The organism is Ottowia sp. (assembly GCF_046348305.1).
Classification (GTDB): Bacteria; Pseudomonadota; Gammaproteobacteria; order Burkholderiales; family Burkholderiaceae_C; genus Ottowia.
The window spans coordinates 800,581-824,046 of record NZ_JAXMEM010000003.1; the positions used below are offsets into that span (position 1 = coordinate 800,581).

The 23,466-nt window shown below is 66.3% G+C and carries 21 protein-coding genes; 5 read left to right on the top strand and 16 right to left on the bottom strand.

Translation table 11 applies throughout. The features are described from left to right. Nucleotides 1–73: 73 nt before the first annotated feature. Together U1F38_RS03840 and U1F38_RS03845 are read left to right on the top strand one after the other, a co-directional pair. A complete protein-coding gene (locus U1F38_RS03840) occupies nucleotides 74–586 on the top strand; it encodes a hypothetical protein (protein ID WP_409985713.1) in 513 nt (170 codons plus the stop codon). Nucleotides 587–682: 96 nt separating this feature from the next. Continuing rightward, entirely contained in the window at nucleotides 683–1,258 is a 576-nt protein-coding gene (locus tag U1F38_RS03845) for a heme-binding beta-barrel domain-containing protein (RefSeq protein WP_409985714.1), read from the top strand. A 30-nt stretch (nucleotides 1,259–1,288) separates the two neighbouring features. On the opposite strand, the gene U1F38_RS03850 is transcribed toward U1F38_RS03845, so the two are convergent. From U1F38_RS03850 to U1F38_RS03910, 13 genes are all read right to left on the bottom strand, one after another. Continuing rightward, nucleotides 1,289–2,455 carry an NAD(P)/FAD-dependent oxidoreductase gene (locus U1F38_RS03850; RefSeq protein WP_409985715.1) on the bottom strand — a complete coding sequence of 389 codons (1,167 nt, stop codon included), beginning with the start codon at nucleotides 2,453–2,455 and terminating at the stop codon, nucleotides 1,289–1,291. A gap of 207 nt (nucleotides 2,456–2,662) precedes the next feature. After that, nucleotides 2,663–3,445, bottom strand: coding sequence for an exodeoxyribonuclease III (gene xth / locus U1F38_RS03855; RefSeq protein WP_409985716.1), 783 nt, complete (start codon nucleotides 3,443–3,445; stop codon nucleotides 2,663–2,665). Between the two features lie 7 nt (nucleotides 3,446–3,452). After that, complete coding sequence (locus tag U1F38_RS03860) at nucleotides 3,453–4,007, bottom strand: DUF488 family protein (RefSeq protein ID WP_409985717.1); 555 nt, start codon at nucleotides 4,005–4,007, stop codon at nucleotides 3,453–3,455. Between the two features lie 4 nt (nucleotides 4,008–4,011). Continuing rightward, nucleotides 4,012–4,227 carry a DUF2945 domain-containing protein gene (locus U1F38_RS03865; RefSeq protein WP_409985718.1) on the bottom strand — a complete coding sequence of 72 codons (216 nt, stop codon included), beginning with the start codon at nucleotides 4,225–4,227 and terminating at the stop codon, nucleotides 4,012–4,014. Nucleotides 4,228–4,450: 223 nt separating this feature from the next. Continuing rightward, nucleotides 4,451–7,132, bottom strand: coding sequence for a hypothetical protein (locus U1F38_RS03870; RefSeq protein ID WP_409985719.1), 2,682 nt, complete (start codon nucleotides 7,130–7,132; stop codon nucleotides 4,451–4,453). Between the two features lie 226 nt (nucleotides 7,133–7,358). Then, nucleotides 7,359–8,318: a tripartite tricarboxylate transporter substrate binding protein gene (locus tag U1F38_RS03875; RefSeq protein WP_409985720.1), complete on the bottom strand. Its 960-nt coding sequence runs from the start codon at nucleotides 8,316–8,318 to the stop codon at nucleotides 7,359–7,361. A gap of 230 nt (nucleotides 8,319–8,548) precedes the next feature. Then, nucleotides 8,549–10,093, bottom strand: coding sequence for a class I adenylate-forming enzyme family protein (locus U1F38_RS03880; RefSeq protein WP_409985721.1), 1,545 nt, complete (start codon nucleotides 10,091–10,093; stop codon nucleotides 8,549–8,551). Nucleotides 10,094–10,151: 58 nt separating this feature from the next. Next, a complete protein-coding gene (locus U1F38_RS03885) occupies nucleotides 10,152–10,649 on the bottom strand; it encodes a dihydrofolate reductase (protein WP_409985722.1) in 498 nt (165 codons plus the stop codon). Beyond that, the gene (locus U1F38_RS03890) at nucleotides 10,646–11,611 is read right to left on the bottom strand and encodes an alpha-ketoacid dehydrogenase subunit beta (protein WP_409985723.1); all 966 of its coding nucleotides are present in this window, start codon (nucleotides 11,609–11,611) and stop codon (nucleotides 10,646–10,648) included. The genes U1F38_RS03885 and U1F38_RS03890 overlap by 4 nt, the downstream gene beginning before the upstream one ends. A 145-nt stretch (nucleotides 11,612–11,756) precedes the next feature. Continuing rightward, nucleotides 11,757–12,728 (bottom strand): IS110 family transposase, encoded by a 972-nt coding sequence (locus U1F38_RS03895; protein ID WP_409985785.1) that lies wholly within the window; start codon nucleotides 12,726–12,728, stop codon nucleotides 11,757–11,759. 228 nt (nucleotides 12,729–12,956) lie between these two features. Continuing rightward, nucleotides 12,957–13,958: a thiamine pyrophosphate-dependent dehydrogenase E1 component subunit alpha gene (locus U1F38_RS03900; protein WP_409985724.1), complete on the bottom strand. Its 1,002-nt coding sequence runs from the start codon at nucleotides 13,956–13,958 to the stop codon at nucleotides 12,957–12,959. A 69-nt stretch (nucleotides 13,959–14,027) separates the two neighbouring features. Beyond that, a complete protein-coding gene (locus U1F38_RS03905) occupies nucleotides 14,028–14,840 on the bottom strand; it encodes a thymidylate synthase (protein ID WP_409985725.1) in 813 nt (270 codons plus the stop codon). Between the two features lie 75 nt (nucleotides 14,841–14,915). Beyond that, nucleotides 14,916–15,251, bottom strand: a complete 336-nt coding sequence (locus tag U1F38_RS03910) for an antibiotic biosynthesis monooxygenase family protein (RefSeq protein WP_409985726.1) — start codon at nucleotides 15,249–15,251, stop codon at nucleotides 14,916–14,918. A gap of 148 nt (nucleotides 15,252–15,399) precedes the next feature. Here U1F38_RS03910 and U1F38_RS03915 point away from each other — a divergent pair, with 148 nt between their 5' ends. Beyond that, entirely contained in the window at nucleotides 15,400–15,915 is a 516-nt protein-coding gene (locus U1F38_RS03915) for a DUF3617 domain-containing protein (protein WP_409985727.1), read from the top strand. A 358-nt stretch (nucleotides 15,916–16,273) separates the two neighbouring features. On the opposite strand, the gene U1F38_RS03920 is transcribed toward U1F38_RS03915, so the two are convergent. From U1F38_RS03920 to bfr, 3 genes are all read right to left on the bottom strand, one after another. Further along, nucleotides 16,274–16,963, bottom strand: a complete 690-nt coding sequence (locus U1F38_RS03920) for a Fe2+-dependent dioxygenase (RefSeq protein ID WP_409985728.1) — start codon at nucleotides 16,961–16,963, stop codon at nucleotides 16,274–16,276. Nucleotides 16,964–17,028: 65 nt separating this feature from the next. Then, the gene (locus U1F38_RS03925; protein WP_409985729.1) at nucleotides 17,029–19,233 is read right to left on the bottom strand and encodes a TonB-dependent receptor; all 2,205 of its coding nucleotides are present in this window, start codon (nucleotides 19,231–19,233) and stop codon (nucleotides 17,029–17,031) included. 326 nt (nucleotides 19,234–19,559) lie between these two features. After that, nucleotides 19,560–20,036 carry a bacterioferritin gene (gene bfr / locus U1F38_RS03930; RefSeq protein ID WP_409985730.1) on the bottom strand — a complete coding sequence of 159 codons (477 nt, stop codon included), beginning with the start codon at nucleotides 20,034–20,036 and terminating at the stop codon, nucleotides 19,560–19,562. A gap of 252 nt (nucleotides 20,037–20,288) precedes the next feature. On the opposite strand from bfr, the gene U1F38_RS03935 reads away from it, so the two are divergent. After that, entirely contained in the window at nucleotides 20,289–21,284 is a 996-nt protein-coding gene (locus U1F38_RS03935; RefSeq protein WP_409985731.1) for a Bug family tripartite tricarboxylate transporter substrate binding protein, read from the top strand. A 4-nt stretch (nucleotides 21,285–21,288) separates the two neighbouring features. After that, on the top strand, nucleotides 21,289–23,427 hold the full coding sequence (locus tag U1F38_RS03940) for an acetate--CoA ligase family protein (RefSeq protein ID WP_409985732.1): 2,139 nt from the start codon (nucleotides 21,289–21,291) through the stop codon (nucleotides 23,425–23,427). Nucleotides 23,428–23,466: the final 39 nt, after the last annotated feature.

Here is a 23,466-nt window from a genome sequence, read left to right on the forward strand (position 1 = left end):
TTGCGCTCATACTTTGGTTTTTGTGCTCGCCCGGCGTGCTGCGCCCGGGCGGCGTGCCGTTGAGGTTATCGACATGAAGCGCACCCCGCTGGTTTCGACGCTTGCAGGCTTGGCCGTGCTGGCCGCCGTTTTTGCCGCGGCCGCGCCCGCGTGGGCGCAAGGCCGCATCTACCGCTGTGGCAACGAATACACCAACCAGATCAAGGGCCGCAGCGACTGCAAGCCGGTGGAAGGTGGCAACGTGACCGTGGTGCGCGGCACCTCGCCGGCAGCGGCATCCGCAGGCGGCGGAGCGGCCAAGCCGGTGGTCACCGCGCCGGCATCGGCGCCGCGGGTCGATCCGGCCGAGCAGCGCGCGCGCGACGCCGACGCCAAGGCCATCCTGGAGCAGGAGCTGCGCCGCGCCCAGGCGCGCCAGGCCGAACTGGCCAAGGAATACAACAACGGCGAGCCCGACAAGATCGGCGGTGAGGCGCGCAACTACCAAAAGTACCTGGACCGCGTGGCCGAGCTCAAGGCCTCCATCGCGCGCAACCAGGCCGACATCGAAGGCATTCAGCGCGAGCTCAAGCGCTACGGGCCCTGAGCGCCGGGCCCATCAGGGCCCAATCATGACTTGCCAGTGGTGTCAATGCGCCAGGGCTAAGCTGGCTCCTTGGCAACCAAGACAAGGAGACCCATCATGGCTGAAATCCAAGGTCCGCGGCGCCTGGGTCCGCTCACACCGCTGGTCGGCGAATGGGAGGGCAATGTCGGCATCGACCTGTCGTATCACAACAAGGACGACGAGACCGGCCGCACCGGCTACTTCGAGAAAGCCTGGTTTCACCCGATTCCGGTGACGGAAAACGGCAAGCAGTCGCTGGAAGGCCTGAACTACAAGATGACCGCGTGGCGCCATGGCGAAGAGGCGATGGACCCCTTCCACGACGAGGTCGGCTACCAGCTGTGGGAAAAGGCCACCGGCCAGATCATGCGCGCCGTCGTTTTCGGGCGCGGCATTGCCATTCTGGCGGGGGGCGACGCCAAGCCGCGCGACACGGTGCTGCACTTTGATGCCAAGCCGGGCTCGCCCAACTACGGCATTTTGCAGAACAAGTATTTGTCCGAGCGCGCGCAGCTGATGGACTTCAAGAGCACCTTCACCCTCGCCGACGCCGACACCCTGAGCTACACGTCGGACCTGGTGCTCAAGCTGGCGGCCACCGGCGCCGAAATGCACCACACGGACAAGAACACCTTGCACCGCGTCAAGTGACCGTGGCGTTGCCGTTGCGCCGCGCCGGCTCTACTGCGGCAGGCGCCCGCGCACGCTGGCGGCGTCGAAAGGCCCCGGCTCGGCAATCAGCTTGCGGGCGTGCTCGACCTGGTCCCAGGTGTTCCACAGCAGCACGCCGCGCACGCGCCCGGCGTCCAGGTAATAGACCACGCCCTCGCGATACGGCGTCACCCATTGCTCCACCGTTTGCAGGTGCGCGTCCAGCGTGCCGACGGCTTCGTAGCCGAGGTCGAACAGGTCGGAGTAGAAGTAGGGCAGCTCGTCATAGGGTGCGTCCTGCCCGGCCATGCCGCGGCCCGCGCGCTCGCCCATGGTGAGTGCGGCGTTCTCGTGCTCCACGCGCAGGCGTCGGTCCAGCGCCGCAGCCGGAAAGCTCGCCACGTCGCCGGCGGCAAAGATGTCGGGGTCGGACGTGCGCAGCTGCGCGTCGACGATGATGCCGTTGTCCACCGCCAGGCCCGCGTCCTGCGCCAGTTGCACGTTGGGCGTGATGCCCAAGCCGGCCACCACCACATCGGTCGCCAGCGTGCTGCCGTCGGTCAGCTCCAGCGTGTTGCCACGCGCGCCATTGACGGAGACGCCCGCCCGCACGTCCACGCCCTTGTCGCGGTAGTAGGCCGTCACCGAGTCGGCCAAGGCCTTCGGGTAGGCGCGCGCGCCAATGGCCGCCTCGGGAAACAGCATGCTCACCCGCGCGCCGTTCAACGTCAGCGCGGCGGCGATTTCGCTGCCGATGAAGCCGCCGCCGATCACCACCGCGCGGGCGCCCGGCTTGACGGCTTGCCGCAGGCGCCGGTAGTCGTCCAGCGTGCGCAGGTAAATGAAGCCCTCGCCAAAGGGCAGGGTGCGCGCCGCGCCGCCGGTGGCCAGCAGCAGTTTGCGATAGCGCCAGGTGTCGCCCGCATCATCGCGCACCGTGTGCGCCGCGCGGTCGATGGCCACCGCACGCCGCCCCAGTTGCAGGGTGGCTCGGGCGTCCTGGATCGGGCGCCAGATGTCCGCCTCCTGGCCGTCCTTCCACAGCGCCTTGGACAGCGGCGGGCGGTCGTAGGGCGGGTGGGCCTCGGCGCCCAGCAGCGCGATGCTGGCCTTGGCGTCCGCCTGGCGCAAGGCCACGGCCGCGGCCGCGCCGGCCATGCCGGCGCCGATGATGAGATGGTCGAATGCGTGTTCCATGCCGGACTCCTTGCTTGCGGTCAGTCATTGGATGCTACGCAGGCGTCGGCGCGTTCCCGCTGACCGGCAAACGTGACCCTGACGGCGGCGCAGGTTACCGCGCGGCGGCGTGTGCAGCGTCCTGGACGTTGGCTGCCGCCGGCAAATCAACGTTTAAATTCGGTTGTATCGCCCGTCACAAAGGCGCAAACAGCTATCAAAGTTATATCAACTGAGGGTGATGATCACCGGCGCGTGGTCGCTGGGCTTGGGCCATTTGCGCGGCGTGCGGTCGATGGCGCAGGCGCTGACCTGGGGCCGCAGCGGCGCGCTCACCAGGATGTGGTCGATGCGCAGGCCGCGGTTCTTCTGGTAGCCCAGCATGCGATAGTCCCACCACGAGAAGCTCTTGTCGGGCTGCTCGAACAGGCGAAACGAATCGACGAGGCCCAGGCCCAGCAGCGCCTTGAAGTGCCCGCGCTCCTCGTCGGTGTGCAAGATGGTGCCGGCCAGGCCCACCGGGTCGTAGCTGTCGCGGTCCTCGGGCACGATGTTGAAGTCGCCCACCAGCATCAGGCGCGGGTGGGCGGCCAGCTCCTCGCGCAAATGGTCGCGCAGCGCGCGCAGCCAGCTCATCTTGTAGTCGAACTTGTCGCTGCCGGGTGCCTGGCCGTTGACGAAATAGCCGTTGACCAGGCGCAGCGGCCCGCCAGGCGCCTCCAGCGTGGCGGCAATCAGGCGCGCGTTCTCATCCGCAAAACCCGCGATGCTGCGCGTCACATCCACTGCCTGCAGCGGCGCGCGCGTGAGCAGGGCCACGCCGTTGTAGGTTTTCTGGCCAAACACCGCGGCCTCGTAGCCCGCAGCGCGCAGCGCCTCGTGCGGAAACTTGTCGTCGGCGAGCTTGAGCTCCTGCAGTGCCAGCACGTCCACCGGGTTGGCGGCCAGCCAGTCCAGCACGTGCTGCAGGCGGGCGGTGAGGGAGTTGACGTTCCAGGTGGCGATTTTCATGATGGGGCTACACATCCAGCGCTTGCTGCGCAGCGGGGTAGCTTACCGTGCCATCGTCATGCACCCGCGCGCCGGCGTTGAGTTGCGCTTCGTCGATGTGGCCGTCCATGATGTGGCGCACCGTCTCGCCGGCGGCCAGCAGGTGGTCGGCGATGATGCGGCGGTGGCAGCGCCACCAGACGCTTTCCGCGCACATCACGGCGCAGCGCTCGTGCTGACCCTTGTCGCGCAGGGCCTGCAGCGCGGCGCGAAAAGGGGCTTGCAGCGCCCAGTCGGCGTAGTTGTGAAAGCTGGCGTTGTCCCAGAAGCCGTTGACCTTCGGCGCCACGTTTTTTTGGCGGCTGCGCCGCCCGCCCAGATCGGCTATGGCTTCATACGCAATGCCTCGCGCGGCCAACTGTTGCGGCAGCACGTCCTGGTTGAACTGCGGGTTGGTGCGCGAGCGGCGAATGCTGCGCACGTCGATCAGCCGCGTCACGCCGGCGGCATGCAGGCGTGCGGCCAACTCGTCCACCGTCAGCGTGGAGTGGCCGATGGTGAAGTAGGGCAGGCGCTCGGCCATGGCATCAGTTGTGCAGGCGCTGGAGCGCGCTGCCCTTGTGCACCGCCACATGCGAGGTCTTGTCGCTCTGGATCTCGTACTGCGGCTCGGCCTCGCTCGCGTGGTGCGTGTAGCCCTTCCAGTCGAAGGCCTGGCGGTGCACACGGATGATGCGGCCGCTCACGCGGCCGGCTTCGGAGTTCCAGCTTACGTGGTCGCCGATCTTGAATGTTGCGCGCATGAACAGGCTCCTTTCCGCCTCAAGATATGCATGATGATTGTGCCGGCGTGCTTATTTCAGCGGCATGTGACTCGCGACAACCATGGCAGCGACTGGATCGCCTCTCGATCGATCTGAGTCGCGCTGGTGCACCTGAACATGTAGACGCAGAACTGGCCAATTTCGAAACCGAGATCCAGCAACGTGCTGCGGAACCCTATGGCAGACTCGATCAATCAAATGCTTACGCAAGGTTGAAACAAATCATGCACAAAAGCGCCCGGGCACGGCTCATGCCGACGTAGTGCATCGCACGTGCTTCGAAGCTCACACGGGGGCTGGGCAGGTCGACGAGCACGACAACCGGGCTTTCAAGGCCCTTATCACCGCGCGGCTTGGTGAGTCGAGAGAAGATGGCACTGTTCTGCTCTGCCGATTGCAAGCTGGTGAGCTGGGCGATCACAACTGCATCACGTGGATCCTCCGGCCTCGTGGTGTCGTTCTCGGCATCGGGAGGCGATGCGCGATGGAGGTCTTCCACCAACCGGCGCTTGAATGCTCGGACATCGCCAACATAGGCGGTGTGGCTGTTGCCAACACCCTTGAGGCTGCCGTGGTAGACCACCTGCGTCCACCACGCATCGAGCAGTGCATCCCGATCCTGATCTTCAGCGAACAGCGCATGCGGTGCCAATAGCAGGGCGGCCGCCAATGGAGCCATGCATTCCTGGCGAGTGAGCATGGGTGCCATATAGCCAACGTACAGGCGCCCGGGGCGTTCGGTCAAGGGTACCGTGCGGGCGAAATAGGAGTCGTCGCAATTGAGCCCTGGCGGCGGAAACACCGCTAATTCGCGCCCGTAGAGTCGACGCACCTGTTGTGCGGCCATCCTGATCGTGGCGGTGGAGGCGACGTACTTGGGATAGACATCGCGCAGTCGCAGCGCGGTATCCAACCCGGCCTCGTACAGCCCGGCCACGGTACCGAGCGCGCCCGCGATCAGGTGCAACTCGTCCTGGATGATCAACTCCGGTGGGCGGTTGCCCCCCTCACCAAAGAATGCACTGGCCCGTTCTTCCCATGCCAGGCGGGCGAATTTGTCCACGGTGGCTACCAGCATGGTGGGAGGTGCGTCGTACAGGGCTTCATCCACGACATTGCAGGGCAAGGGCAGCCCCTTGAAAGCACACTCGTCGTGATGACAGACAAAACGAAAACGGTCTGGCGCAGCGTCGTAGTTGTGATCGGCGGCGAAGGCCTCGCCACACCATGGGCAGCGGTCGTTCACCAGCGCTGGCAAGGTTACCGATCCCCTCGCTTTCGTCACCAGTTCGGCAGCTTTCGCGTAGCTATTGGGGCTGGTGGCCTCGCCAACCCACATGCCGATGCTGATGGTCTCGCTACCCAGATCCTGGCGTGCGCGGCGGATCAGCTCCAGCGCGCAGATTAGCCGTGATGCGCGAATGAACTGATCGCGTGCCAGCAAACGCAAGGTATAGCGCATCAAAACGCAGGTGCCGCCGCCAGTGGAGGGGTGGCGTAAACGCCTCAGCACGATCTGCAAGGCGATCAGGCCCAGGTAGGCTTCCGTCTTGCCACCGCCAGTGGGAAACCAGATCAGATCCACGGTATCGCGGAACTCGCTGCTTTCATTGGCGGCAGATTCGAGCACCGTGAGCAAGAAGGCCAACTGGAACGGCCGCCAACGGTAGGCGTCTTCTTCACGCGGTCTGCCTTGCACCTTGTCATGCTGGCGCATCTGGTCGAGCATGGCGCAGTTTGCGAGCGCAAAAGCCAACCTGACGCTGGAATCACGGGCCAACAGAGCCAGACCCGTGCGCATGCGAGCGATCGCCGTCTCGATGCGTTTGGTGATGCGCTTGCCCGTGGGACGATCGTCTGCGTGCAGGGCAGGCAATGTGCTCGCCTGGCGACCTGCCCACTCGGCGTAGCCATCAACGAAAGCCTTCAACTTGAGCGCCAGCTCGCTTTCGTAGTGGGCATCTACGCGCGCCAGTTTGGATAGGCACAGCACATCCTCACCGCCGGCCTCCGTATCGGCGGTCATCTGCGGCACTTCCACTGCGGGCATGGTTTCGGTGCACAACTCGGTGACTCGCCCGTCGCTGACCACCCAATCCGCGGCGCAACCATGACCGATAGCGTAGATGTGTCGAAGGGCATATTGCAACTCGACTTCCTGCTCTTCATCGTCAAGCAAATCGCGGTCGACGCGGGGGTAGACACCAACTTCGCCGGCGTCGATCACACACCTCAGACTAGCTTCGAACAAGGTGGCCTTGGTGCGCTCCTCTACAAATTCCTTCGCGTTGCTAGCGTCGATATGCTGAGCATTGCTCAGTGTGACCGTAACAATCCAGCCTTGACCGAAAGGACGCCACAGGACGTCCAAGCGCGCGCGGCCATCGAGCAGATCGAAACGCTGGCGTTCGCCTTGCCCAGGGCATGTGACGTTGCAGACATCACCTTCCCCGCCCAGCTGAAAACGCTTCCACTCAGCCTTCTTGAATTGCCCATCAGCATTTTCCAAATCGTATCGCGCCGCCGTCCAAAGCACTTGAAATCGGATGCCTTCGCCCTTGATGAAGAACGACAGCCCGAGTGAGTACGGGGGGACATAGCGCCGCATGACGGCAGGGTCGGCAGAGTTGTTGTCCTGGGCATCCAAACCCACTACTGTTTCATCGTCGGCTGCATCCGCTGGGTCAATTCCTTCGCCACCCGGAAGGATGGGATAAATTGCTCCGCAGGGGTACCGATCGATGGGTGACATCCCGTGCAGGCGGAAGTCAGCATCGGAACTGCTCGAATCTGGTAGTGGCGGACCTGTCAGCAGCTTTCGCACCCAATCGACAAGCCGCTTTCGTGGCCCCACAAAAATATTCTTCGTTGCTGCGTCTGGCATGAATAGGGAAAACGTCGACGTCCAGAAGGTACCTGATCAGGAAGATCTGCACGTGGAGCATAGCTGCGGTGAATTTTCGGTTTGCCCGCTTGGCCGTACGCAACCAGTCATGCCTTCGAACTCTCGAATTGCCCGGCGCGCATGCCGGGTAGTGTGGTAGGGGCGCCTCCTGTGAAGGAGGCTCTCTATGACGATTTCAAAGGTGGTCTATTCTTGCCAACTGCCCTCAATCATTCAACCCCAGCGATTCCACGATCACCTTCTCGGCCGCGAAGTTCTTGCGGGCGAATTCGGTGTAGGCGCCGTGGTCGCGGTAGTCGCTGCGGATGCCATAGGTCTCGATGGTGCGCTGCCAATCAGGCTCGGCCAGCACGGCCTTGATGGCGGCGTCGAGCTTTTGCACGATGGCGGGGGGCAGGCCCTTGGGGCCGGCCAGGCCCAGGGGCGAGGGCACGATCACGTCATAGCCGGCCTCCTTGAAGGTGGGCACGTTGGCGAACGCGGCGGGGCGCTGCTCGGCGGCGATGGCCAGGGCGCGCACCTTGCCCGAGTCCATGAAGGTGCGGATGCCGTTGGTGCTGACGATGGCCTGCACATGCCCGCCCAGCAGGGCGTTGGTGGCCTCGGAGTCGCCCTTGTACGGCACGTGAACAAAGGGGACATTGGCGGCCTTGCCCAGCAGCGCCATGGTGACCTGGTTGCCGGTGAACTTGCCGGGCGTGCCGTAGCTGACGCCGCCCTTGCTGGTCTTGGCGGCGGCCACCAGGTCCTTCACCGTCTTGAAGGGCGAGTCGGCGGCCACGGCCAGGATGAAGTCGTAGGCGGTGAACGAGGCGATGTAGCTCAGGTCGCCGATGGGGTCGTAGCTGACCTTTTGCACGTAGGGCTGGCGAAACACGCTGACAGGCACCATGGTCAGGCGGTAGCCGTCGGGCTTGGCGCGCTGCATCTCGCCCATGCCCAGGGTGCCGCCGGCGCCGGGCTTGTTCTCGACCACCACCGATTGCTTGAGCTGCTTGCCCAGGCCGGCGGCCAGCGCGCGGCCGACCACGTCGGTAGTGCCGCCGGGGGCGTAGGGCACGATGATCGTGATGGGCTGGCTGGGCCAGTCGGCCTGGGCCTGGACGCCGGTGGCGGCCAAGGTGGCGGCACAGGCCAGGGCAAGGGTGAAGGGGCGGCGTTGCATGGTCGTCTCCTTGAGGGTGGTGGGGGAAAGAGAGGCTGGGAATGCCGGACGCAGAGGACGCAGAGGATTCGCAAAAGACGCAAAAAAATTCAAGCCAATGGCTTTGGAAGCGATAGCGAACAAACCATGTTCCATGCGGGTTTCATCCCATTCAAAAATTGTTTTTTGATTTTTTTGCGTCCTCTGCGTGATCTTTGCGTCCTCTGCGTCCGGCTGTTCGGGCCTGCGCATCACGAGCCCCGCGCAGCGTACGCATCGCGCAACTCGCGCTTGAGCACCTTGCCGATGGCGCTGCGGGGCAGATCGGCCACCAGGCGCAGATCGCTCAGGCGCTGGGTCTTGCCGGCGCTTTGGTTGTACCAGTCCTTCAGTTCGTCGGCCGTTGTCGTGGCGCCGGCGTGGGGCACGACAAAGGCCACGGGCGTCTCGCCCCATTGATCGCTGGGTACGCCGACCACGGCCACGTCGTGCACGGCGGGGTGCTGGCGCAGGGCGGCTTCCAGATCGCTCGGGTAGATGTTGAAGCCGCCGCTGATGATCATGTCCTTGCGCCGGTCGATCAGGGTCAAAAAGCCATCGGCGTCAAAGCGCCCCACGTCGCCGGTGCGGATGAAGCGCTTGCCGGTCGCGTCGAACCACTCGGCCTCGCGCGTCTTGGCGGGCTGGCCGTGGTAGCCGGTCATCATGCCGGGCGAGTGGCCCACCACCTCGCCGGCCTCGCCGGGCGCTGCCTCGTGGCCGTCCTCGTCGATCAGGCGGATGTCGCTGGTGGCGGCGGGGCGGCCCACGGTGTGCAGCTTGGTGGGGTGCAGGTGGGCGTCCAGGATGCAGGTGCCGCCGCCTTCGGTCATGCCGTAGAACTCGGTCAGACCCCCCGGCCAGCGCGCCAGCACGTCGGCCTTCAGCTCGGCGCGAAACGGCGCGCTGGTGCAGAACTTGTAGCGGAAGGCCGTCAGGTCGAAGTCGCCAAACTGCGGCAACGCCATGATGCGCTGGTACTGCACCGGCACCAGCATGGTGTGCGTGATGCGGTGCTGCTGGGCCAGTTGCAGGTAGTGCAGGGCGTCGAATTTGGGCATCAGCACCACGCAGCCGCCATAGGCCAGCGTGGGCACGAAGACCACCAGCGTGGTGTTGGAGTACAGCGGCGTGGCCAGCAGCGTGCTGCCCTGCGGGCCGTAGTCGTACACGCTGCCGCGCTGGATGTGCGCCCAGCGCATGCCGTGCGACTGCACGATGCCCTTGGGCGTGCCGGTGGTGCCGCTGGAATAGATGATGTTGAAGGGCGCGTCGGGCGCGATGGCTACTGGCTGCGGGCGCGCGCCGGCGGGGGCCAGCCAGTCGCCCCAGGCGTGGCCGCCGGCGCTGCCGTCCAGCGCGATGCGCGGCCGGGCGGCGCTGGGCGCGGGCAGGCGATCGTGCGTGCTGGCGTCGACAAACAACAGCCGCGCGTCGGCGTCGCGCAGCATCGAGGCCAGGCTATCGGCCGTGCTGGACGGCGCCAGCGGCGCCACCACCACGCCGGCGCGCAGCGCACCCATGAACAGGGCCGCATAGCGCACCGATGCCGTGGCGCAAATGGCAATGGCCTGGCCGGGTTGCACGCCATCGCGCTGCAAGGCGGCGGCGATGCGGTCCATCAGCGCATCGAGCTCGGCGTAGCTCAGCGTGTCGTGTTCGTCGCGCAGGGCCGGATGGTTGGGGCGCAGGCGCGCGTGCTCGCCGATCAGATCGGGCAAGGTGCGAAAGGGGGTGTCGGGTGCTGGGGCGGTCATGGCGCGTGGCGGTGGGCGGGACCGATGCATTGTGTGGCATTGAGGTGCCGCCCCGCAGTCACGGGCGCGATGCCTTGCGCCGCCAGGTGACGAAGGCGCCGCGCAGCCCTGTGCTGGAGTTGAATGGCTCACGCGCCATCTCCTGCCAATCGGCGCCGATGGCGGGGGCAAAGGCATCGCCCTCGAAGTCGGCATCGATCTCGGTCACCACCAGCTCGTCGGCCAGGGGCAGGGCCTGGGCATAGATCTGCGCGCCACCGATCACCCAGGTTTGCTCGACGTCATCACAAATTTGTAGCGCCTCGCGCAGACTGGATGCGAGCTCCAGGCCGGTTTGATTCAAATCGGCTTGGCGCGTGACGACGATGTTGCGCCGGCCGGGCAGGGGCCGAAAGCGCGGCGGGATCGAGTCCCAGGTCTTGCGGCCCATGATGACCGGGTGCCCCTGCGTGACGCGCTTGAAGTGCGCCAGGTCCTCGGGCAGATGCCAGGGCATGACGCCATCCTTGCCGATGACGCCGCAGCGCGCCTGTGCCCAGATCAGGCCGACTTTCATCGCGCGAGCAGTGTTTGCACGGCAGCCACGATCTTGTCCGGCGCCACGCGCGATTCGGCCTCCAGGCCGGGGGCGTAGCCCACGGGGATGCGCGGCGCGCCCAGTCGGGCCACGCGGGCTGTCGTGTGCTCGGCCACGGTGGCGGCGATTTCGGCGCCAAAGCCGGCCACCTGCACGGCCTCGTGCACCACCAGCAGGCGGCCGGTCCTGGCCACGCTGGCCAGCACGGTCTCTTTGTCCCAGGGCCAGAGCGTGCGCAAGTCGATCAGCTCGGCCTGCACGCCCTGCGTGGCCAGCTGCTCGGCCGCCTGTGCGCAGGCCTGCACCTGGCGCGACCAGGACACGAGGGTCACGTCGCCGCCTTCGCGCATCACGCGCGCCTGGCCCAGCGGCACCACGGCGCCGGGCGTGACAGGGCCTTGCGTGCCCCACAGCTCCTTGTGCTCCATGTAAACCACCGGGTCGCCCGATTGCAGGGCGGCCAGCAGCAGGCCGTGGTTGTCGGCCGGCGTTGAAGGGGCCACGACGACCAGGCCGGGAATGTGGGCAAACCAGGCCTCCAGCGACTGGCTGTGCTGCGCGGCCGACGACGACCAGATGCCGATGGGCATGCGCATGACCATGGGCACGCGCCCCTGGCCGCCGAACATGTAGCGGTTCTTGGCCGCCTGGTTGACGATCTCGTCGATGGCGCACAGGGCGAAGTCCACCACGCGCAGCTCCACCACCGGCGTGCAGCCGGCCAGCGCCATGCCCACGGCGGCGCCGACGATGGTGGCCTCGGAAATGGGGGTGTCGATGATGCGATCGGCGCCGAAGCGCTGCGCGAGCGGCGCGCCGTCGGCGTTGCGGTATTGGCCGAACACGCCGCCGCGGCCCAGGTCTTCGCCCAGGGCGATGACGGTCGCGTCCTTCTCCATCGTTTGCGCCAAGGCCAGGGCAGCCGCTTGGGCATAGGTCATCTCAATTTTCATGATGTTGCGCGCTACTTGCAGTCGATGAAGCCCAAAGAGTCTGATGGCCGCGGAGCAGGCCGCGCCAGCGATCGCCGTGGCCGGGGTTCCCCTGGCCACTGGCGATGCCCCCTTGAGCAACTGTGTTCTCAAGTCAAGTCTGTTGAATGAAATTTTCATGCTTGGACAGATCCCAGGCGGTTTTATCTCTGAGCATGGCGTTGAGAATCGTCAAGAGCTTGCGCATGCAAGCGACGATGGCCACTTTCTTGGGTTTGCCCGCTTGTAGCAAACGCTCATAGAAGACCTTGAACACGGGGTTGTAGCGAATGGCTGAGAGCGCGGCCATGTACACCACGGCCCGCACCTCGGCGCGCCCACCCCAGATACGACGCTTGCCACTGCGCTCGCCCGAATCATTGGCCAGGGGAGCCACACCCACCAGCTTGGCGATCTGGCGTCGCTTGAGCCGGCCCAATTCGGGCAGCGCCGCGCTCAGGGTGAGAATCGCCACCGGACCGACGCCCTTGACACTGTCGAGCAACGCGCGCTGCTGCTTGAAGTGTCGATCCAGGTGCGAGTCGGCGTCCGCATCAATGGCCGCGATCTGCTTGTCCAGCATCCCGAGGACGGCTTTGATGCTGCGCGCGGCGCGTGCGCTGGCCTGCTCCAAGCGGTGGCCTTCAGCCACTCGCATCTCGATGAGCTGCCGACGCCGTGTCATCAGCACTGCCAACTCCTGGCGCCGGACATCCTCCATAGGCGTGATGTATTTGGCTCGATCCTTGTGGCGCGCCAACACGTCGGCAAAGTCGCGCAGGATGCGGGCATCGACCTTGTCGGTCTTGGCCAACTCACCCATCGACTTGGCGAAGTCGTGGCTCTGACGCGGATTGACACGCGCGACCGCAATGCCGGCACGTTGCAGCGCCCACACCAGTTCACGCTCGTAGCCACCAGTGGCCTCGATGACCACCAAATCAACATCGGTGCTCTTGAACTGATTGATCAGCTCCTGCCACCCGTCGGCGTCGTTGGGCACGCGCCGATGCTGATCGCCCACGCATGCATCGAGATGCAGTTTGGACACATCAATACCGGCGTTGGCTCGACCGACGCCACTCACTACCCCACCTTGTGCATGCATGTTCATGATCGGCAACTGTTCGGGCTACGTGGTTGGATGAAAGATGTCAATGCGTTGACCGATTGCTCAAGGTCGAACTCAAGGCTCCAGGGGGAGGCAGGTTTGGCGCACTGACGACAACTGAACGAGGACTGCAGTTGCAAAGATACAAGGGGGGAGGCGAAACATCGCGCAGCGAGTGCAGCAACGGGGGTGATTCCTTTCTGCTCATGCCCACATCCCCGCACCAATGGTTTGAACGTCGGTGTAGGCCGCGCTTGGATCAGGCGCCGGCGCGGCGCTGGCGGTGGCCACGGCCGCGTCGATCTCGGCCTTGGCCGCGCGCTCGATCTGCTCGGCCTGCGCCCCCTGGCCTTGTTCGACCAGGCGAGCGCGGGCGCGGGCGATGCCGTCGCGTGCCAGCGCGGCCGCCACGTCCTCGGGCTTGCGGTAGGTCGCCGGGTCCACCGACACGTGGCCCTTGTGCCGGTCGGTCAGCGCGTGCAGCAGGCGCGGGCCGTGGCCGGCGCGGATGTCGGCGATCAACTGGGCGGCGGCGTCCGACACGGCCTGCACATCCGTGCCGTCCACCTGCATCGCGGCAATGCCCATGGCGGCGGCGCGCGCGCTGGCGCCGGGGCCGGCGGTCATCGCGCTGCTGTCGGTGGTGGCCGAGATGCGGTTGTCCTCGCACACGAACAGCACTGGCAGCTGGTACACGCCGGCCCAGTTCAGCGCCTCCATGAAGGGGCCGCGGTTGATGGCGCCGTCGCCGAAAAAGCACACGGCGATGGCGTCCAGCTTGCGAATCTTCAGCCCCTGCGCCGCGCCCACCGCAATCGGCAGTCCGGCGGCCACCACGCCGTTGGCGCCCAGCATGCCGACGGAGAAATCGGCGATGTGCATCGAGCCGCCCTTGCCGCCGTTGGTGCCAGGGGCGCGGCCGAACAGCTCGCACATCATGCGCGTGGTGTCGGCCCCCTTGGCCAGCGTGTGGCCGTGGCCACGGTGGGTGCTGGTCAGCAGGTCGGTGGGACGCAGGTGCGAGCACACGCCGGCGGCCACGGCCTCTTGCCCGGTGGACAGATGCAGCGGGCCCTTGACGCGCACCTCGCCGCCGCCGGTGGCCGCGCCACCCCAGGACACGCCGCCCTGGCTGGCAGCTTCGGCCGCGTCCTCGAACGCGCGGATGCGCACCATGGTGCGGTAAAGCGATAACAGATCAATCATTGGATTACTATAAAAACAAGAGCCGCTTGCGCTTGATGGACAAGCGCTAGAGCCCGGTTTGATTCAAATTCAAACCGCAACTGGTGCCTTGATGGCCGGATGGTGCTGGTAGTTCTGTACCTCGAAGTCTTCGTATTCGTAGTCGAAGATCGAAGGCGGGCGGCGCTTGATGTGAAGCTGCGGGTAGGGGTAGGGCGTGCGGGCCAGTTGCTCGGTCACCTGCGCGGCGTGGTTGCTGTAGATGTGGCAGTCGCCCCCGGTCCAGATGAAGTCGCCCACCTGCAGATCGCACTGCTGCGCCAGCATGTGGGTGAGCAGCGCGTACGACGCGATGTTGAAGGGCACGCCCAGAAAGATGTCGGCGCTGCGCTGATACAGCTGGCAACTCAGCCGCCCCTCGGCCACGTAGAACTGAAAGAACGCGTGGCAGGGCATCAGCGCCATCCTGGGCAGATCGGCCACGTTCCAGCTGCTGACGATGATGCGGCGGCTGTCGGGGTTGGTCTTGAGCTGCTCCACCACCTGCGCGATCTGGTCGATGTGACCGCCACCCGGCGTTGGCCAGCTGCGCCATTGCACGCCGTACACCGGGCCCAGGTCGCCATCGGGCTTGGCCCATTCGTCCCAGATGGTGACGCCGCGCTCCTGCAGCCAGCGCGCATTGCCGTCGCCGCGCAAGAACCACAGCAACTCGTAGATGATGCTTTTGAGATGCACCTTCTTGGTGGTGACCAGTGGAAAGCCTTCGGACAAATCAAAGCGCATCTGGTGGCCGAACACGCTGGTGGTGCCGGTCCCGGTGCGATCCATCTTGAACACGCCGTGCTGCTGCACGTGGCGCATGAAGTCTTCGTATTGCTGGGGGATGCGGGATTCGGTCATGACTCGTACGGTGCTCAACGCGGCTCACGGGGCGCGCGGCCCTCGGGGGCTCGGTGTGCGGTTGCTCTTGCGGGCTCAGCTCTCGGCAACCGGCTTGCCGTTGACCCTGGTCTGCCCCGCCTTGTTGTCCACCGTCAGGTTGGCGTCGTACCAGGTCAGGGTGGGGCGGGCGCCGAAGATTTTTGTGTACTCGGTGAGTTTGTCCTCGGTGAACCAGGCCTGGGCAGCGGCGCGGCTTTCCCACACGTAGACGCCGCCGGCGCCGTGCTCGTTGCGCACGTAGTCCTTGCTGATCAGTCCGCGGCCGCCCAGTTGGCGAAATTTGGGGGCCGATTTCTTGGCGATTTCGATCAGTTGCTCCTCGCTCGGCGCGGGCAGGGGGAAGTGGCAGATGACGATGCAGGGGGCCAAGGGTGAACTCCTTGAAATGGGTGATGGGCATTGTAGGTGGCGCCTGCCCGCGCGCCGGTGCGCAAACGGCTCTGCGGCGCGCACAATGCGGCCCCGCAGGATGCTTGTTTGATACCCTGCCCAATCCGCCAGATGCCAAGGAGTCACCATGTTCCATCGCCCATTGTCTTTGTGCACCGTCGCCGCGCTGGCGCTGCTGGCCGCAGGCGCGCAGGCCCAGTCGCTGAAGGTGAAGACCGGCGCCTGGGAGTCGACCATCACGTCGACCACGACCGGCCTCACCATGCCCCCCGAGCTGCTGGCCAAGTTGACGCCCGAGCAGCGCGCGAAGATGGAGCAGGCGATGGGCGCGCGCTCCGGTCAGCCGCACACCAGCAGCCACAGCTATTGCGTGACGCAAAAGGACCTGGACGAGGACCAGTACCTTGAAAGGGGCGCGAACGAGCGGTGCACCCGCAAGGTGCTGTCCAAGACGGGAACGCGGGTCGAACTGGAGCAGAGTTGCGGCGCGGGGCCGGCCAGCGTGAGCATGCACGTGGTCGTTCAGGCGATCAGTCCGCAGGAGGTGGCGATGACCGCCGACGGCAAGCTGAGCACCGGCGGCACGATTCACACCGAGATGCGTGGGCGCTGGGTGGGCGCGACCTGTCAGGGCAAGGGCTGAGAGATTGAGAGCCTTTTGTTCATGCTCGCTGATCACACCAAAACACGCCCACTCGTCGTTGCAAATGCTCGCCGTAGCCCGAGCTACGACTGCGCTTTGCGTCTCGATTGGACGCGTTTTGACGCGCTCCTCGGGCACGTCCAAAAAACTCTCAACCTCTGAGTTGGACCCGGCTGGGTCTTTCGGTCATCCACGGCGCGTCATGCGACCGGCAGCCTGTGAAACTCGAAGGGCCCGAGGGCCGCGGAGCAGGCCAAGCCAGCGATCGCCGTGGCCGGGGTCTCCCCGGCCACTGGCGATGCCCCCTGCAAGGGGGAAGGCGGAACATCGCGCAGCGAGTGGAGACTGGGGGTGTGCGTCAAGTATCCGCCCACATGCGCAGCAGGTTGTGATAGACGCCCGTCAGGCGGGTGGCCTCGGCGCTTTCGCCGTGGTTCTTGCGCAGGGCCAGCAAGGCCATGTCCAGCTCGAACAGCAGGCGCCGCTGCTCGTCGCTGCGCACCATGCTTTCCACCCAGAAGAAGCTGGCCAGGCGCGCGCCGCGGGTGACGGGGCGCACCTCGTGCACGCTGGCGCCGGGGTAGAGCACGGCGTCGCCGGCGGCCAGCTTGATGGTCTGCTGGCCGTAGGTGTCGTGCACCACCAGCTCGCCGCCGTCGTATTCGCCGGGGTCGGCCAGAAACACGGTGCATGAGACGTCGGTGCGCACCCATTGGTCGGGCTCGCGCGAATGCAGCACGGCGTTGTCCACGTGCGCGCCGTAGAAGTTCATGCCGCCGCCATAGCGGTTGAACAGCGGGTTGAAGATCTTGCGCGGGAGCGCGGCGGAGAAGAACAGCGGATCGCGCCGCACCGCCGCCAGCACCAGGGCCCGCAGCGCGGTGGCGCTGGGCGAATCCTGCGCCAGCTGCTCGTTGTTCTTGGCCTGCACGGCCTGCGCGCCGGCGCTGCGCCGGCCGTCGATCCAGGGGGCGTCGGCCGCTTGCAGCAGGGCGCGGGCCTGGGCCAGTTCAGCGGGGGTGAGCAACTGCTTGAGGTGAATCAACATGGGGCACTCGCAAAAGCACGCAGCCGCCCGGGTGGGCGGCTGCGCCGGGGGTCAGCGGCACGGTATCAGAACATGACCTTCAGCGTCAGGTCCACGCGCCGGGCCGCGCCGGGCTGATAAAAGCCGCGGTACAGCGTGTCGGCGTACAGCCGGTTGGCCAGGTTGGTGACGTTCAGGCGCAGCGACACCGTTTCGCTGATGTTGTACTCGGCCATGGCGTCGAAGGTGGCAAAGCCCTTGGCGCGATAGGTGCGCTGGCCCTCGGGGTTCTGGCTGCTGCGGTAGTTGGCGCCCACGCCCAGGCGCCACTGCGGGTTGATGCGGTAGGTCGTCCACACGCTGCCGCTGTGGCGCGGCGTGAGGGCGGGGCGGTCGCCCTGCACCTGGGCGCCGGTGCCGCTGGGGCTCAGCGCCACGTTGCTGCGGTCGATCTTGGCACTCGGGATCCAGGTGTGGTTCCAGAACATCTCCCAGGCGGGCGTGATGCGTCCGGCCAGGTTGAACTCCATGCCGGCGGCGTGGCGGCGGCCCGACAGCAGCTCCTGCTGCGCGGCGGTGTCGGGGTCGGTGTTGCGCTCGTTGTACTTCTGGCTGAAGAACAGGGCGGCGCCGGCCAGCACGCGGCGGTCGAGCAGCTCCCACTTGCCGCCGATCTCGATGTTGCGGCTTTTCTCGGGCGGGGTCTTGGCGGCCACGCCGGTGGCGGGGTTGACCAGCACGCCGTACTGGTAGGCGTCGCCCGAGGTGTTGAACGAAGTGCCGTAGGAGATGTAATAGGTCGAGAGTTCGTCGGGCTGGTAGAGCACGCCCAGGCGGGGGCTCCACAGGTTGTCGGTGCGCTCGTTGCTCAAGGACCCGTCGGCGTTGCGGTACGAGCCCGTGAAGTGGTCGAAGCGCACGCCGCCCACCAGCTTGAGGGTGTCGGTGATGGCCATCGTGTCTTGCACGTAGGCGCCGATGCTGCGCGACTTGAAGCTGTTCATGGGCACCGGGAACACGCGGGTGTCGGGCACCCAGGCGCCGTCGTTGGGCGTGCCCACCGTCGTCGTGGGGCGCGCCGGCGTGTTGGGCAGCGCGTAGGCGTTGTTGCGCTTGGCGCGTTCGTCGAACACGTCCACGCCGGCCAGCAGCGCGTGCTTCTTGCCGCCCCAGTCGAAGCTGTTGCTGTAGTCGCTTTGCAGCATCGCGATGTCGCTGTCGCCGATGCGGCCCTTGGACTGGCGCGTGAGCACGGTGCTGCTGGTGATGTCGGACAGCACCGTGGGACGCGGCGCGGCAAAGCCGATCGGGCTGCCCAGCAGGTCGCGCTTGTAGTGCCCGGCGCGCAGGCGCGTTTTCAGCTCGCCGCCGTCGTCGAAGCGATGCACGTTGCCCAGCGTGGCGTAGGTGGCCGAGGTGTTCAGGTGGTCGTCCGCCAGGCCATAGAAGTTCTTGGCCGGCAGCGTGGGGTTGATGCTGCCGTCGGGGCTGATGATCCAGGGGTGGGCGTAGTTGGGCCGCCCGCGCACGTCCAGCGCGTACAGGCCCACCGAAAACTCGTCGCGCGTGCCGATGCCCCAGCGGTAGGTGGGCGCGATGCCCCACTTGCGTTGATAGGCGCCCCAGTTGTCGGCGTCATGGCCCATCACGTTCAGGCGGACGGCGGCGTCGGGCCCGGTCTGCCAGTTGAAGTCGCCCTGCACGCGCTTCATGCCGCCGCTGCCCACGGTGGCCTGCGCCTCGTGCTGCGTCATCAAAAAGGGCTGCTTGCTGACCTGGTTGACCACGCCGCCGGTCGAGCCCTTGCCGAACAGCATCGAGGCCGAGCCCTTGATGATCTCCACGCGGTCGTCGTCGAAGGTGTCGCGCTCGTACAGCGGCGCGTCGCGCATGCCGTCGCGGTAGATGTCGCCGGCCTGGCCCAGCGAGAAGCCGCGCAGGCGCACGTCTTCCTCGCCCGTCTCGCCGGCCTGGAAGGTGACGCCGGCAGTCGCCCGCAGCACGTCGCGAAAGTCGTCCAGCTTGCGGTCCTGGATCAGCTTTTCGGTCATCACCGTCACGCTTTGCGGGATGTCCATCAGCTTTTGCTCGCCCTTGCCGATCTCGGTCTTGGTGGCGCGCAGCAGGGCCTTGCTGGTGGTGGAGCCGTCGCCCTCGGCCTTGTCGCGCACGGTGACGGTGCCCAGCGTGCCGGCCGTGGCGGCCGGTGCCGATGCGGCACTGGCGGGGGCGGGCGCCGGCTCGGCGGTCTGCGCGAGGGCGGCCGAGCCCAGCGATCCGGCCAGCAACATCGCACCCAGGGGCAGCAGCGGGGCGTGGCTTGCTTCGATAACAGGAGCAGCCGGCGCTTGTCGGGAGCGGACTTTGGGCTTGATTGGTTTGAATTTTTGGGCAGGGCGCATGGTCGGGTCAGCAGGCGGGTTGAAGGGAGAAGGCTGGCTGACGGGATGCACGCGAGCGCCCGGGAGGACGCTGGCTGCCGCTGGCTGGCTTGCAATGAAAGGCGTGATTCTAAGCAAATGAGAATCATTGTCATTATTATTTGTTGCAACTCGACAACAAGCGGGCATGAAAAAGGGGCCCGAAGGCCCCGTGGACAAGCGCGGTGGGGCGGTGCTCAGCTGGCCTCGCCCATCTGGCTTTGCAGGTAGTTTTGCAGGCCCACCTTGGCCAGCAGCTCGATTTGCGTCTCCAGGTAGTCGATGTGCTCCTCGGTGTCGTCCAGGATGCCCTGCAGCAGATCGCGCGAGACGTAATCGCGCACGCTCTCGCAGTGCGCCATGCCGTCCTTGATGGTGGCCTGCGCGGCCTGCTCCAGCTTCAGGTCGCAGGCCAGAATCTCGGGCACGTTCTCGCCCACCATCAGCTTGCCCAGGTCTTGCAGGTTGGGCAGGCCGTCGAGCATCAGGATGCGATCCATCAGCCGGTCGGCGTGTTTCATCTCGCCGATCGACTCCTCGTGTTCCTTGCCGGCGAGCTTGTCCAGGCCCCAGTGCTTGAGCAGGCGGTAGTGCAGAAAGTACTGGTTGATGGCCGTGAGCTCGTTTTTGAGCTGGGCCTGCAGGTGCTTGATGACGGTGGCGTCGCCTTTCATGGGGATTCTCCTTGGATACGTGTTCGGACGCGGTTCATTCTAGGAGTCGCCGCGCTTGTCGCCAACGCAGGGCCTTTCGGGGGTGCCGGTTGCACAAGGAGGGCAGGGTCATCCACGGCCTGCAAGCCGAGGCGCGGACAGCTGCGCCGAACGCGCGCGCCGCGCATGGGCAAACGAGCGCGGACGGTAGAGCGCAAGGCGATCGGGTATTGTTTGCGTCGTTTGGGTTCAACGCAATCGAGAGGTGACGACATGAAAGATTCCTTGTCGCGACGCGACGTGGGTCGGCTGAGTGCCCTGGCGGCGCTTGCTCTGCTGGCAGCGCCGGCAGCGCAGGCGCAGACGGCGGACAAATTCCCGTCCAAACCGGTGCGCATCATGTACCCGTTTGCCGCCGGCGGCGGCATGGAGGTGGTGCTGCGCGTGATGGCCGAGGACATGCAAAAGTCCACCGGCCAGCCCTTCATCGTCGAGAACCGCACCGGCGCGGGCGGCTCGATTGCCGCCAATGCGGCGGCCACCGCCGCCCCCGACGGCTACACGCTGTTCGTCGGCCCGATCGGCATCTCGGCCATCACGCCGCACCTGCGCAAGCTGCCGTACGACGCGCGCCGGGACCTGGTGGCGGTGGCCAAGCTGTCGGAGTTCTCTTCGGCCTACGTCGTCAGCAACGCGCTGCCGGTCAAGACCCTGCCCGAGTTCATCGCCTACGCCAAAGCCCATCCGGGCAAGGTGACCTACGCCACTTCGGGTGTCGGCTCGCAGGGCCACCTGGGCGGCGAGATGCTGCAAAAGGCCTGGGGCATCAAGATGACGCACGTGCCCTACAAGGGGGCGGCCGAGATATCGATCGATCTGATCGCGGGGCGTGTCGACTTCAGCAGCGACGTGACGATGCTGCAATACGTCAAGCAGGGCAAGGCGCGGCTGCTGGCCACCGCCGCGGCCACGCGGCTGGCCGACTTTCCGGACGTGCCCACGCTGGCCGAAACGGGCGTGCCCGATCCGCGCGCCACCGGCACCTGGTTTGGCGCTTTTGTGCCCAAGGGCACGCCGCAGCCCATCATCGACAAACTGGCGGCCGCGTTTGAAAAGGCACTCAAGGACCCGGATGTGATCGCGCGCATGCAGCCCTATGCCATGTCGCCGGCGTTTGCCGGGCCGGCCGCGTTCGAGAAGCAGTGGGCGCACGACTACGAGCTGTATGGCAATGTCATTCGCGAGCTCGGCATCAAGCTGGAGAACTGAGGCGATGTCCAAACCCGTTGGGGGTGCGGTGGCACCCGATTCCCGCGCCGCCGTGCAGTGCGCGCTCAACCCGCGCTCGGTGGCCGTCCTTGGCGCGTCCGATGACCTGATGAAATGGGGCGGCAGCATCCTGGCGCTGCTGCGCAAGTTCGGTTTTGACGGCGCCATCTACCCGGTCAACCCGCGTGCCGAAAGCGTGCAGGGCCTCAAGGCCTTTGCCACCGTGCAGGCCATCGGCCAGCCGGTCGACGTGGCCGTGATCGCGCTGCCGCAGGAGCGCACCGAAGCGGCGTTCGAGGACTGCGCGGCGGCCGGCGTCAAGGTGATCCTGATGGTGACCTCGCAGTTCGCCGAAAGCGGCGCCGAGGGGGCGGCCTTGCAGGACAAGCTGCTGGCCATCGCGCGCCGCGCCGACATGCGGATCATCGGCCCCAACTGCATGGGCTACTTCCACAGCCATGCCGACATGAACCTGCTCAACTCGCAGGCCCTGATGCGCAACGACCGCCTGATCAAGGGCGAGGTGGCCCTCATCAGCCAGAGCGGCGCCCTGGCCGGCGCCATGCTGGCGCGGGCCTACGACCTGGGCGTGGGTTTTTCCATCTGCGTGTCGCTGGGCAACCAGGCCGACCTGGAGGTGTGCGACTTTCTGGATTACGCCATCGACGACGCGCACTCCAAGGTCATCGCGCTGTACGTCGAAGGCGTGAAGAACGGCGCGCGCTTCATCGATTTGCTGAGGCGTGCGCGTGCCGCCAGCAAGGCGGTGCTGATCGTCAAGGCCGGCCGCACGGCGTTGGGGCAGAAGGCCGTGCAGTCCCACACCGCCAGCCTGGCGGGCGAGTTCCGCGCCTTTGAGTCGCAGGTGCGCCACGCGGGCGCCGTGCTGGTCGATGATTTCCTTGAGCTGGTGGCGCAAGCCGCAGCCTGGACGCGCCTGCCCGCGCCCAGCGGTCCGCAGGTGGCGGTGCTGTCGGGCTCGGGCGGCGGGGGCGCGGTGTCGAGCGACCTGGTGGGCGAGGCGGGCCTGCAGGCTGCCACGCTGGGGGCGGCCACGGTGCAAAAGCTGCTGGCGCTGATGCCCGAGTCGGCCGCCCACTTGCCGTTCGACCTGGGCGCCGTGCCCGGTCTGGCGCGCGCCACGCCCGAGTGGATGGGCCAGGTGCTGAAAACCATGCTGGCCGACCCCGACGTGGGCGCCGGCCTGTTCCTCATGACGACCATGCCCGGCATGGCGGCCACGGCCGCCACCGTGGTTGACATCAACCGCGCCAACCCCAAGCCCGTCGCTTTCGTCAACGCCGCCAGCAGCGCCGGCGCCGAGGCCGGCGCCAAGCTGAAGGCCGAGGGTCTGGTGAACTTCGCCAACGTGAAGGAAGCGCTGGGCTATCTGCGCAATCGGCTGACTTGGGAAAACTATGAAAGCGAGGCGCCAGCGCCCGATGCAAATGCGCAAGCAGCTATCGAAAAAATAGTGAATGAGTTCAAGCCCGGCTTGGTGAGCGAGTTCGACGCCAAGCGCCTGCTGGCCGCGGCGGGCATTCCCGTCACGCGTGGCGAGCTTGCGCGCAGCGAGGACGAAGCCGTGCAGGCCGCCGAATCCATCGGCTATCCGGTGGTGATGAAGCTGGTGTCCGCGCAAATCTCGCACAAGAGCGACGTCGGCGGCGTGGTGCTGAACGTGACCGACGCCGATGCCGTGCGCAGCCACTTCCGCGCCTTGCAGGAGGCCGTGCAAAAGGTGCCTGGCGCGACGTTTGACGGCTGCCTGATGCAGCAGCAGGCGCGTGCCGACGTCGAGGTGCTGATCGGCACCAACTGGGACGCGCAGTTTGGCGCCATGCTGATGATTGGCATTGGCGGCACGCTGGTCGAGCTGCTCAAGGACACCGCCCTGCTGCCCGCCAGCGCCGGCCCGCGCGCCATCCGCCGCGCGATTGAAGCGTTGCGACTGTTTCCGCTGCTGGACGGCTACCGCGGCAAGCCGCGCGCCAACCTGGATGCGCTGGTCGGCGTGGCGCAGCGCTTCGGCCAACTGGCCACGCAGCTGGGCGAGCGCCTGCCCGAGTGCGAGGCCAACCCGGTCATGGTGGCTGGCGACAGCCTGGTCGTGGCCGATGCACGCGCCGTGTGGCGTGCGTGATTTTATGAATTGAATCGGGCTCTCGTGCTTGGCAGACAA

What these genes read in the sequence shown, in the direction of transcription:
- U1F38_RS03870 (WP_409985719.1), bottom strand. Translation starts at nt 7,132, where the DNA reads ATGCCAGACGCAGCAACGAAGAATATTTTTGTGGGGCCACGAAAGCGG.
- U1F38_RS03860 (WP_409985717.1), bottom strand. Translation starts at nt 4,007, where the DNA reads ATGGCCGAGCGCCTGCCCTACTTCACCATCGGCCACTCCACGCTGACG.
- U1F38_RS03865 (WP_409985718.1), bottom strand. Translation starts at nt 4,227, where the DNA reads ATGCGCGCAACATTCAAGATCGGCGACCACGTAAGCTGGAACTCCGAA.
- U1F38_RS03935 (WP_409985731.1), top strand. Translation starts at nt 20,289, where the DNA reads ATGAAAGATTCCTTGTCGCGACGCGACGTGGGTCGGCTGAGTGCCCTG.
- U1F38_RS03850 (WP_409985715.1), bottom strand. Translation starts at nt 2,455, where the DNA reads ATGGAACACGCATTCGACCATCTCATCATCGGCGCCGGCATGGCCGGC.
- U1F38_RS03920 (WP_409985728.1), bottom strand. Translation starts at nt 16,963, where the DNA reads ATGTTGATTCACCTCAAGCAGTTGCTCACCCCCGCTGAACTGGCCCAG.
- xth (WP_409985716.1), bottom strand. Translation starts at nt 3,445, where the DNA reads ATGAAAATCGCCACCTGGAACGTCAACTCCCTCACCGCCCGCCTGCAG.
- U1F38_RS03940 (WP_409985732.1), top strand. Translation starts at nt 21,289, where the DNA reads ATGTCCAAACCCGTTGGGGGTGCGGTGGCACCCGATTCCCGCGCCGCC.
- U1F38_RS03890 (WP_409985723.1), bottom strand. Translation starts at nt 11,611, where the DNA reads ATGACCTATGCCCAAGCGGCTGCCCTGGCCTTGGCGCAAACGATGGAG.
- U1F38_RS03840 (WP_409985713.1), top strand. Translation starts at nt 74, where the DNA reads ATGAAGCGCACCCCGCTGGTTTCGACGCTTGCAGGCTTGGCCGTGCTG.
- bfr (WP_409985730.1), bottom strand. Translation starts at nt 20,036, where the DNA reads ATGAAAGGCGACGCCACCGTCATCAAGCACCTGCAGGCCCAGCTCAAA.
- U1F38_RS03925 (WP_409985729.1), bottom strand. Translation starts at nt 19,233, where the DNA reads ATGTTGCTGGCCGGATCGCTGGGCTCGGCCGCCCTCGCGCAGACCGCC.
- U1F38_RS03905 (WP_409985725.1), bottom strand. Translation starts at nt 14,840, where the DNA reads ATGACCGAATCCCGCATCCCCCAGCAATACGAAGACTTCATGCGCCAC.
- U1F38_RS03885 (WP_409985722.1), bottom strand. Translation starts at nt 10,649, where the DNA reads ATGAAAGTCGGCCTGATCTGGGCACAGGCGCGCTGCGGCGTCATCGGC.
- U1F38_RS03875 (WP_409985720.1), bottom strand. Translation starts at nt 8,318, where the DNA reads ATGCAACGCCGCCCCTTCACCCTTGCCCTGGCCTGTGCCGCCACCTTG.
- U1F38_RS03915 (WP_409985727.1), top strand. Translation starts at nt 15,400, where the DNA reads ATGTTCCATCGCCCATTGTCTTTGTGCACCGTCGCCGCGCTGGCGCTG.
- U1F38_RS03900 (WP_409985724.1), bottom strand. Translation starts at nt 13,958, where the DNA reads ATGATTGATCTGTTATCGCTTTACCGCACCATGGTGCGCATCCGCGCG.
- U1F38_RS03845 (WP_409985714.1), top strand. Translation starts at nt 683, where the DNA reads ATGGCTGAAATCCAAGGTCCGCGGCGCCTGGGTCCGCTCACACCGCTG.
- U1F38_RS03880 (WP_409985721.1), bottom strand. Translation starts at nt 10,093, where the DNA reads ATGACCGCCCCAGCACCCGACACCCCCTTTCGCACCTTGCCCGATCTG.